Source organism: Streptomyces sp. NPDC003379 (assembly GCF_053589195.1).
On the sequence record NZ_JBSFRK010000033.1, the window covers coordinates 84,550 to 94,168 of the forward strand.

Consider the following 9,619-nt stretch of genomic DNA (forward strand, 5'->3'; position numbering starts at 1 on the left):
CAGGGGAAGTGAACCGGACTCGACACCCAAGGCTCAGCGCCCGCCCGTCACCAGCAGCGGAGCGCCCCCCGGAGCCGACGCGGGGCGCCCGTTCGCCGCGGGCACCCCGGCGAGCGGCGACGCCGGGACGCGCGGCAGCAGGCCGCGCCGCGCCAGGTCGGGGATGACACCCTCGCCGAACCAGTACGCCTCCTCCAGGTGCGGGTAGCCGGACAGCACGAAGTGCTCGACGCCGAGCGCGTGGTACTCCTCGATCCGGTCGGCGACATCCGCGTGACTGCCGACCAGGGCGGTACCCGCGCCGCCGCGCACGAGCCCGACACCGGCCCACAGGTTCGGCGCGATCTCCAGCTGGTCGCGGGAGCCGCCGTGCAGCGCGAGCATCCGCTGCTGACCGACGGACTCGCTGCGGCCGAGCGCCTCCTGGGCCGCGGCGACGGTGTCCGGGTCGAGGTCGTCAAGCAGCCGGTTCGCGGTCGCCCACGCCTCGGCCGAGGAGTCGCGGGAGATGGTGTGCAGCCGGATGCCGAAGCGGACCGTACGCCCTTCCCGCTCGGCGAGCCCCCGGATCCAGTCGATCTTCTGCTTGACCTGCTCCGGCGGCTCGCCCCAGGTCAGATATACGTCCGTGTGCCGCGCCGCGACCGGACCCGCGGCCGCCGAGGACCCGCCGAAGAAGATCTCCGGCAGCGGGTCCGGCGGTAGCGCGGTCAGCCCGCCCTCCACCTGGTAGTGCTCACCGGCGAAGTCGTACGGCTTGCCGCTCCAGACCCCTCGTACGACCGAGAGGAACTCGTCCGTTCGGGCATACCGGCGATCGTGGTCCAAGTGGTCGCCGAACCGCCGCTGTTCCGTCGAGTCGCCGCCCGTGACCACATTGAGCAGCAGCCGGCCGCGCGTGATGCGCTGGTACGTCGCCGCCATCTGCGCGGCGAGCACGGGGGAGAGGACGCCGGGGCGGAACGCGACGAGGAACTTGAGCCGCTCCGTGTGCTGCGCGAGCGCGACCGTCGTCAGCCAGGCGTCCTCGCACCACGTGCCGGTCGGCGTCAGCACCGCTTCAAAGCCCAGCTGCTCGGCCGCCTTGGCGATCTGGGCCAGATACTCGATGTCGGGCGCGCGCACACCGCTCACCGGGGTGACGCGGGAGCGCGTGATGCCGCCGTCGGTGTAGGCGTGCCGGTCGACGAGGGTACGGCCGTCGCCGCCGGTGGGCAGGAACCAGTGCAGGTGGACGTTCATGGTCAGGACTCCTCGCGGTACGTACGCGGCTCGCTGGTGGAGGGCGGCAGATTTCCGTTGAAACGGGTGTCGACGAAGTCGCCGAAGTCGATGCGGCGCGGGATCAGCTTCAGCTCGGTGAAGGTGTCGGCGATGTCCTGCTCGGAGGCGACGACGTTCTTGTCCACGGCCACCGGGACCCGGGTGCCGTTGGTGCGCTTGACCGCGTCGAGCGCGACCTCGTACGGCAGGCCGGTGTCCTTCGCCCAGACCTTCGCCCACGCCCGAGGGTGGTCGTAGACCCAGTCCTGCGCCTTGCGCAGCCGCCTGAGGTAGTCGGCGACGGCCGCGGACTTCTTCTTGTCCCTCAGCGCGCCGGGCGCCGCCACCTGGAAGCTGAGGCCGTTCACGACGCCGTCCCCGTCGGTCAGGACGCGGCCCTTCTTCGCGCGCAGCACCTGCGAGGTGTACGGATCCCAGACGGCCCAGGCGTCCACCTTGCCGCTCGTGAACGCCGCCAGCGCGTCGGCCGGTTGCAGGTACTTGACCTCGATGTCCTTGAGGCCGAGCCCCGCCTTCTCAAGGGACGCGATCAGCTGGAAGTGCGCCGACGAACCCTGGGCCACGGCGACGGACCTGCCCCTGAGATCGCCCGGCTTCTTCAGGGGCGAGCCGTTCGGGACGAGGATCGTCTCGCCGGCCGCCGTGCCGTGGCTCGCGGCGATCACGGAGATCTTCGAGCCCGCGCCCGCCGCGAACACCGGCGGGGTGTTGCCGACCGCGCCGATGTCGACGGCCTTGGCGTTGACGGCCTCCAGGAGCGGCGGCCCGGAGCTGAAGGTCGACCAGCGGATTTTGTACGTGAGGTCGTCGAGCTCCCCGGCCGCGCGCAGCACGGCCTCCGAACCGCCCTTCTGGTCACCGACGTTGAGAGTCAGCGACCCCTTCCCGTCGGTGCCGCCGCCCGCGCCGCCCACCGAGGTGCCGGCGGACGAGGTGCCGGAGCAGGCGGCGAGCAGCAGGGCCAGGGGGAGGAGCAGGGCGGCGGGGGCGGGATGTGGTCGTCGCATGGGTTTCCGTTCGATCGATGCGTGGAGCAGGCAGGGAGGGGGGCAGGTCAGGCGACGGCCTCGGCGGCCTCGGTGGCCTTGGTGGTCTCGGGGGGCGTCTCGACGCCGAGCCGCTGGAGCAACTCCTCGCGCAGCTCGGCGAAGCGCGGGTCGGAGATGCCGCGCGGCCGCTCCAGGCCGATCTCCGTCTCGTACGCGATGACACCGCCGTCCATCACGAGGACACGGTCGGCGAGGAGCACCGCTTCCTCGACGTCGTGCGTGACGAGCAGCACCGCGCAGCCGCGCCGCTGCCACAGCTCGGCGACCAGCCGCTGCGCCTTGATGCGGGTGAGGGCGTCGAGCGCGCCGAACGGCTCGTCGAGCAGGAGCAGATCGGGTTCGCGCACCAGCGCGCGGGCCAGCGAGGCGCGCTGGGCCTCGCCCCCGGAGAGCGTCTTGGGCCAGGCGTTCGTACGGTGATCGAGGCCCACCTCGGACAGCGCGCGCTCGGCGACGTCCCGGTCCGGCCTGCCCGGCAGGCCGAGCAGCACATTGCGCCACACCCGCTTCCACGGCATCAGCCTGGGCGCCTGGAACGCGACGGCCTTGCGGCGCGGCACGAGCACGGTCCCCGCGATGTCGCGGTCGAGCCCGGCGAGGACCCGCAGCAGCGTCGACTTGCCGCAGCCGCTGCGCCCGAGGAGCGCCACGAACTCGCCCGGCCGCACGTCGAGGTGGAGGTCGTCGATGACGGCGCGCCCGTCGAAGGAGCGGGTGAGCCCGTCGACGCGTACGGCGGACGCCGGGCCCGGGGCGGAGCGGGTGGGGGTCACCGGCCGGTGAACGTCGGTCGCCATTGCAGCAGCAGCCTTTCGAGGGTGCGGACGATGAGATCGGCGACGAGGCCGAGGAAGGCGTAGACGATCAGGCAGACCACGATCACGTCGGTGCGCAGGAAGTCGCGGGCCTGCACCATGAGGAAGCCGATGCCGGAATCGGCGTTGACCTGCTCGGCGAAGACGAGCGCGAGCCAGGCGATGCCCAGCGAGTAACGCAGCCCCGTCATGGCCCCGGGCAGCGCGCCGGGCAGGATGACGTGCCGCACGAGCCCCCACCGCGACAGGCCGAGCGACTCCCCGGCCTCGATCAACTGGGCGTCCACGCCGCGGATACCGGCGTACACGTTGAGATAGAGCGGAAACGACACACCCAGCGCGATGATGGCGATCTTGGGCGTCTCGCCGATGCCGAACCAGATGATGAACAGCGGGATGAGCCCGACGAACGGCACGGTGCGCAGCATCTGCACGCCCGCGTCCACGAGGTCCTCACCGACCCGGAAGAGCCCGGAGACGAGGGCGAGTGCCGTGCCGATGACGGTGCCGAAGAACAACCCCACGGCGACACGTTGCAGGGAGACGCCCATGGCGGACGGCAGTGAGCCGTCCCGGATCAGATCAGCGCCGACCCGGGCGATGGTCCCGGGCGGGGCGAGCACGTCACTGGTCAACACGCCGCTGGTGCTGAGGAGTTGCCAGAGAGCGAGGAGGAGGACCGGGCCTGAGGTGCGGCGCAGCCAGCGGGGGACGAGAGTGCGGCGGCTGGAGGACGGAACGAGGGGTTCGAGCTCGGGACCGGGTACGGAGCCGGGTCCGGAGTCGGAGCCGGGTGCGTCTCCAGGGGGCGATGTCTTGGATATACCGGAAATATCGGCTGAGTCATGCGGCGGCGGGGCATGGCTGATGCTCATAGGCGCTCCATGGCAAGGGCGGGGGAGGGCGAGGGCAGAGGAGGGCGAGGCGCGTCAGCGCGATCGTGCGAGCGCGAAGGCGTGACGGAGCGGGCCGACCGGCCGGAGGGAGAGGGAAAGCGGGTGAAGCGGGTGAGAGGGCGTCAGCAGCCGCGGCGACACGCGGAGGAGGTCACCCGCAGCAGGTCGATGTGACCGCGCGTGGTGAGCAGGGCTGAACGCAACATGCCGCAGAACGTAGCGAGATCGCGTACGCAGGGTCAATGACGTCTCGAAAGGCGGACGCCCCGTATCGCGGAATGGGCGGCGGGATGGGGGAGGATGGTCCCATGTCCGACGCGTTCACGACCCGAGTCCTGCGGGTCACCACCGGTTCGACCGAGACCGTCCTCGACCTCACCCGCGACTGCGAGGCCTTCCTGCGCGAGGCGGCGGCCGGCCGTGACGGCCTCCTCAACGTCTTCGTCCCGCACGCCACGGCGGGCATCGCGATCCTGGAGACGGGTGCGGGCAGCGACGACGACCTGCTCGCCGCGCTGCACACCCTGCTCCCCGCCGACGACCGCTGGCGGCACCGCCACGGCAGTCCCGGCCACGGCCGCGACCACGTCCTGCCCGCCCTGGTCCCGCCGCACGCGACGCTGCCCGTGGTGGGCGGCAGCCTGGAGCTCGGGACGTGGCAGTCGGTCTGCCTGGTCGACACGAACGTGGACAACCCCGACCGCAAGGTGCGGCTGAGTTTCCTGGGCTGACAGGAAGGGGCTGACAGCCACCGGCTGACGGCAAGAGGCACGCGACCTCCCTGGTGAGCCGTGTCTCACCGAGGCGGTGCCACTTGTTTATGCAACGAATTGCATAGAAGGATCGGTGCCCCCCGACCAGGAAAAGGCGAACATCCATGGCCGACGCGCTGCTGTTCAACCCGCGTACCTACGACCCGACGCACTTCGACCCCGAGACCCGCAGGTTGCTGCGCGCGACCGTCGACTGGTTCGAGGCCCGCGGCAAGCGGAAGCTGATCGAGGACTACCGCTCCCGTGCCTGGCTGGCGGACTTCCTGGAGTTCTCCGCCAAGGAGAAGCTGTTCGCGACCTTCCTCACGCCCGCGTCCGCCGCTACGCCCGCGTCCACCGCTGACGGGCACCAGGACAAGCGCTGGGACACCGCCCGGATCGCCGCGCTCAACGAGATCTTCGGCTTCTACGGACTCGACTACTGGTACGCGTGGCAGGTCACCGTCCTCGGTCTCGGCCCGGTCTGGCAGAGCGACAACGCGGCGGCCCGTACGCGCGCGGCGGAACTCCTCTCCGAGGGTGAGGTGTTCGCCTTCGGTCTGTCCGAGAAGGCCCACGGCGCCGACATCTACTCCACCGACATGCTGCTGGAGCCCGACGGTGACGGCGGGTTCCGGGCGAGCGGCTCCAAGTACTACATCGGCAACGGCAACGCCGCCGGGCTGGTCTCCGTCTTCGGCCGGCGCACCGACGTCGAGGGCCCCGACGGCTACGTCTTCTTCGCCGCCGACAGCCGCCATCCGGCGTACCACCTGGTGAAGAACGTCGTCGACTCCTCGAAGTACGTCAGCGAGTTCCGGCTCGACGACTACCCGGTCGGCCCCGACGACGTACTGCACACCGGCCGCGCCGCCTTCGACGCCGCGCTCAACACCGTCAACATCGGCAAGTTCAACCTCTGCACAGCCTCGATCGGCATCTGCGAGCACGCGATGTACGAGGCCGTCACCCATGCCCACCAGCGCATCCTCTACGGCCGCCCCGTCACCGCCTTCCCGCACGTACGCCGTGAGCTGACCGACGCGTACGTCCGTCTCATCGGCATGAAGCTGTTCAGCGACCGCGCCGTCGACTACTTCCGCTCCGCAGGACCCGACGACCGCCGCTACCTGCTCTTCAACCCCATGACGAAGATGAAGGTGACCACGGAGGGCGAGAAGGTCATCGACCTGATGTGGGACGTCATCGCCGCCAAGGGCTTCGAGAAGGACAACTACTTCGCCCAGGCGGCGATCGAGATCCGCGGTCTGCCCAAGCTGGAGGGCACGGTCCACGTCAACCTCGCGCTGATCCTGAAGTTCCTGCGCAACCACCTCCTGGACCCGGCGCCGTACGAGCCCGTCCCGACCCGCCTCGACGCGGCCGACGACGCCTTCCTCTTCCGGCAGGGACCGGCCCGGGGACTGGGCTCCGTCCGCTTCCACGACTGGCGTCCCGCCTACGACGCGTACGCCGAGGTGCCCAACGTCGCCCGCTTCCGCGAACAGGCCGACGCCCTCTGCGAGTTCGTGACGACCGCCGCCCCCGACGAGGAGCAGAGCCGTGACCTCGACCTCCTCCTCGCCGTCGGCCAGCTGTTCGCACTGGTCGTGCACGGCCAGCTGATCCTGGAACAGGCGCGCCTGACCGGCCTCGACGGGGACGTCCTCGATGAGCTCTTCGCGGTCCTGGTGCGCGACTTCTCCGCCCACGCCGTCGAACTGCACGGCAAGGACTCCGCCACCGCGGAACAGCAGCGCTGGGCCCTGGGCGCGGTACGGCGCCCGGTCGTCGACGACGCCCGCTCGGTGCGCGTGTGGCAGGTCGTCGAGTCGCTGGCCGGTACGTACGAGATGGCGCCCTAGCGGCTCGTAGGGCGGGCGCAGTCGGGGCAGTGGCCCCGGTACGTCACCTCGGCGGCGGAGACGGTGTAGCCGAATCTCTCGGATTCCGGTAGGTCCGTCAGGGGGTCGCCGCCGGGGTGGACGTCCCGGATGGTGCCGCACTCCGAGCAGATCAGGTGCTGGTGGGGGCGGTGGGCGTTCGGGTCGTAGAGCGTGGCGCGGCCGTGGGTGGTCAGCTCGATCACCTCGCCGAGCGAGACGAGTTCGCCGAGGGTGTTGTAGACGGTGGCGCGCGAAATCTCCGGCAGCCGGGCGGTGGCCCGCACGAGTATCTCGTCCGCGGTGAGATGGACGTGGTCGCCGTTGAGCACCTCGGCGACCACCCGGCGCTGAGCGGTCAACCGCCAGCCGCGTCCGCGCAGTCGTTCCAGCAGGTCACTCATGGCCACCAGCCTTACTGTGCATCGTCCGACAAATGAGTACGTGCGGGCCTGTCTGTCGTATTGACTTGGACTTGGTCCATCGTAGGATCGGATCCGGCGATAGCCAAGGCACAGGGCAACAGCGGGAAACGGCACGTGACTTCAGCAACCGGGCCCGCCGGTGGGGCCTGAGCCCAACGGTGCAGCCGTCCGCAGTTCCGCATCGTGATCCGCCCCGTCCGGAGGGATTTCCATGACCGAGAACCATGACGCGATCGTCACCGACCCCAAGCCGGAGGAGGTGTCCGGCTGCCCCGTCGCGCACGCGCGCGCCCCGCACCCCACGCAGGGCGGCGGCAACCGCCAGTGGTGGCCGGAGCGGCTCAACCTGAAGATCCTCGCCAAGAACCCCGCCGTCGCCAACCCGCTCGGCGAGGAGTTCGACTACGCCGAGGCGTTCAAGTCCCTCGACCTCCCGGCCGTGAAGCGGGACATCGCCGAGACCCTCACGACCTCGCAGGACTGGTGGCCCGCCGACTTCGGCCACTACGGCCCGTTCATGATCCGCATGGCCTGGCACAGCGCGGGCACCTACCGGATCAGTGACGGCCGCGGCGGCGCCGGAGCCGGTCAGCAGCGCTTCGCGCCGCTGAACAGCTGGCCGGACAACGCGAGCCTCGACAAGGCCCGCCGTCTGCTGTGGCCGGTCAAGAAGAAGTACGGCAAGAGCATCTCGTGGGCCGACCTCATGGTCCTCACCGGCAACGTCGCCCTGGAGTCGATGGGTTTCAAGACCTTCGGCTTCGCCGGCGGCCGCGCCGACGTCTGGGAGCCCGACGAGGACGTCTACTGGGGCCCCGAGACCACCTGGCTCGGCGACGAGCGCTACACCGGCGACCGTGAGCTGGAGAATCCCCTCGGCGCGGTCCAGATGGGCCTCATCTACGTCAACCCCGAGGGCCCCAACGGCAACCCGGACCCGATCGCCGCGGCCCGCGACATCCGCGAGACCTTCCGCCGCATGGCGATGAACGACGAGGAGACCGTCGCCCTGATCGCGGGCGGCCACACCTTCGGCAAGACCCACGGCGCCGGCCCGGCCGACCACGTCGGCGACGACCCCGAGGCCGCCCCGATGGAGCAGCAGGGCCTCGGCTGGAAGAGCACGTACGGCACCGGCAAGGGCGCCGACACGATCACCAGCGGCCTTGAGGGCATCTGGACGAACACGCCGATCACCTGGGACAACAGCTTCTTCGAGATCCTCTTCGGATACGAGTGGGAGCTGTTCAAGAGCCCCGCGGGCGCCCACCAGTGGCGGCCGAAGGACGGTGCGGGCGCAGGGACCGTCCCCGACGCCCACGACGGTGCGAAGACGCACGCCCCGACGATGCTCACGACGGACCTCGCGCTCCGGCTGGACCCGGCCTACGAGCAGATCTCGCGCCGCTTCCTGGAGAACCCCGACGAGTTCGCGGACGCCTTCGCCCGCGCCTGGTACAAGCTGACCCACCGCGACATGGGCCCGGTCGTGCGCTACCTCGGCCCCGAGGTCCCGGCGGAGACGCTGGTGTGGCAGGACCCGCTCCCTGCGGTGACGCACGAGCTCGTCGACGCGGCCGACATCACCGCCCTCAAGAGGCAGATCCTCGCCTCGGACCTGTCGGTGTCCCAGCTGGTGTCCACCGCGTGGGCCTCGGCCTCGTCCTTCCGCGGCAGCGACAAGCGCGGCGGCGCCAACGGCGCACGCATCCGCCTGGAGCCGCAGAGCGGCTGGGAGGTCAACCAGCCCGACCGGCTGGCCACCGTCCTGCGCACCCTTGAGGGCATCAAGGCGGCCTTCGACTCCGCGCAGAGCGGCGGCAAGCGGATCTCGCTCGCCGACCTGATCGTGCTCGCCGGCGCCGCCGGTGTCGAGCAGGCCGCCAAGGACGCGGGCTTCGACATCGAGGTCCCCTTCACGCCGGGGCGCGTGGACGCGACGCAGGAGCAGACGGACGTGGAGTCGTTCGCCGCGCTGGAGCCGACCGCCGACGGGTTCCGCAACTACCTGGGCAAGGGCAACCGCCTGCCGGCCGAGTACCTGCTGCTCGACAAGGCCAACCTGCTGACGCTGAGCGCGCCCGAGCTGACGGTCCTCATCGGCGGCCTGCGCGTCCTCGGCGCGAACTACCAGGAGTCGAAGCACGGCGCCCTCACCACCTCCCCCGGGACGCTGACCAACGACTTCTTCGTCAACCTCCTCGACCTCGGCACGGAGTGGAGGTCGACGTCGGAGGCGCAGGACGCGTTCGAGGGGCGCGACGCCGCCACGGGCGAGGTCAAGTGGACCGGCACCCGCGCCGACCTCGTCTTCGGCTCCAACTCCGAGCTGCGCGCGGTCGCGGAGGTCTACGCGAGCGACGACGCGAAGGAGAAGTTCGTGAAGGACTTCGTCGCGGCGTGGGACAAGGTCATGAACCTCGACCGGTTCGACCTGGTCTGAGCCGCCCGACCCCGCCGCGTACGACATCCCGGCCGGCCGGGATGTCGCTTGTTGATCTCGTCGATCTCGTAG

8 protein-coding genes are annotated in these 9,619 nt (G+C 70.5%); 3 read left to right on the plus strand and 5 right to left on the minus strand.

The features are described from left to right. Positions 1-33: 33 nt before the first annotated feature. From ACWDVB_RS28285 to ACWDVB_RS28300, 4 genes are read right to left on the minus strand one after another with little or no spacing between them, the layout of a single operon-like run. The gene (locus tag ACWDVB_RS28285) at positions 34-1,242 is read right to left on the minus strand and encodes an LLM class flavin-dependent oxidoreductase (RefSeq protein ID WP_451516082.1); all 1,209 of its coding nucleotides are present in this window, start codon (positions 1,240-1,242) and stop codon (positions 34-36) included. 2 nt (positions 1,243-1,244) lie between these two features. Continuing rightward, the gene (locus ACWDVB_RS28290; RefSeq protein ID WP_451516081.1) at positions 1,245-2,291 is read right to left on the minus strand and encodes an ABC transporter substrate-binding protein; all 1,047 of its coding nucleotides are present in this window, start codon (positions 2,289-2,291) and stop codon (positions 1,245-1,247) included. Positions 2,292-2,338: 47 nt separating this feature from the next. Further along, complete coding sequence (locus ACWDVB_RS28295; protein ID WP_451516080.1) at positions 2,339-3,130, minus strand: ABC transporter ATP-binding protein; 792 nt, start codon at positions 3,128-3,130, stop codon at positions 2,339-2,341. Then, on the minus strand, positions 3,103-4,023 hold the full coding sequence (locus tag ACWDVB_RS28300) for an ABC transporter permease (protein WP_451516079.1): 921 nt from the start codon (positions 4,021-4,023) through the stop codon (positions 3,103-3,105). Before ACWDVB_RS28300 ends, ACWDVB_RS28295 begins: the two co-directional genes overlap by 28 nt. A gap of 329 nt (positions 4,024-4,352) precedes the next feature. Here ACWDVB_RS28300 and ACWDVB_RS28305 point away from each other — a divergent pair, with 329 nt between their 5' ends. Further along, positions 4,353-4,775, plus strand: coding sequence for a YjbQ family protein (locus ACWDVB_RS28305; RefSeq protein ID WP_451516078.1), 423 nt, complete (start codon positions 4,353-4,355; stop codon positions 4,773-4,775). 146 nt (positions 4,776-4,921) lie between these two features. Then, positions 4,922-6,661, plus strand: coding sequence for an acyl-CoA dehydrogenase family protein (locus tag ACWDVB_RS28310; protein ID WP_451516077.1), 1,740 nt, complete (start codon positions 4,922-4,924; stop codon positions 6,659-6,661). Here the strand turns inward: ACWDVB_RS28310 and ACWDVB_RS28315 are convergent. Beyond that, on the minus strand, positions 6,658-7,083 hold the full coding sequence (locus ACWDVB_RS28315; protein ID WP_451516076.1) for a Fur family transcriptional regulator: 426 nt from the start codon (positions 7,081-7,083) through the stop codon (positions 6,658-6,660). The genes ACWDVB_RS28310 and ACWDVB_RS28315 overlap by 4 nt on opposite strands. A 232-nt stretch (positions 7,084-7,315) precedes the next feature. Between ACWDVB_RS28315 and katG the strand changes: the two genes are divergently transcribed. Further along, entirely contained in the window at positions 7,316-9,547 is a 2,232-nt protein-coding gene (gene katG, locus ACWDVB_RS28320) for a catalase/peroxidase HPI (protein ID WP_451516075.1), read from the plus strand. Positions 9,548-9,619 lie beyond the last annotated feature (72 nt).

Excerpts from the sequence above, each read along its gene's own strand:
- ACWDVB_RS28285 (WP_451516082.1), bottom strand. The coding sequence starts at position 1,242 with ATGAACGTCCACCTGCACTGGTTCCTGCCCACCGGCGGCGACGGCCGT.
- ACWDVB_RS28290 (WP_451516081.1), bottom strand. The coding sequence starts at position 2,291 with ATGCGACGACCACATCCCGCCCCCGCCGCCCTGCTCCTCCCCCTGGCC.
- ACWDVB_RS28295 (WP_451516080.1), bottom strand. The coding sequence starts at position 3,130 with ATGGCGACCGACGTTCACCGGCCGGTGACCCCCACCCGCTCCGCCCCG.
- ACWDVB_RS28300 (WP_451516079.1), bottom strand. The coding sequence starts at position 4,023 with ATGAGCATCAGCCATGCCCCGCCGCCGCATGACTCAGCCGATATTTCC.
- ACWDVB_RS28305 (WP_451516078.1), top strand. The coding sequence starts at position 4,353 with ATGTCCGACGCGTTCACGACCCGAGTCCTGCGGGTCACCACCGGTTCG.
- ACWDVB_RS28310 (WP_451516077.1), top strand. The coding sequence starts at position 4,922 with ATGGCCGACGCGCTGCTGTTCAACCCGCGTACCTACGACCCGACGCAC.
- ACWDVB_RS28315 (WP_451516076.1), bottom strand. The coding sequence starts at position 7,083 with ATGAGTGACCTGCTGGAACGACTGCGCGGACGCGGCTGGCGGTTGACC.
- katG (WP_451516075.1), top strand. The coding sequence starts at position 7,316 with ATGACCGAGAACCATGACGCGATCGTCACCGACCCCAAGCCGGAGGAG.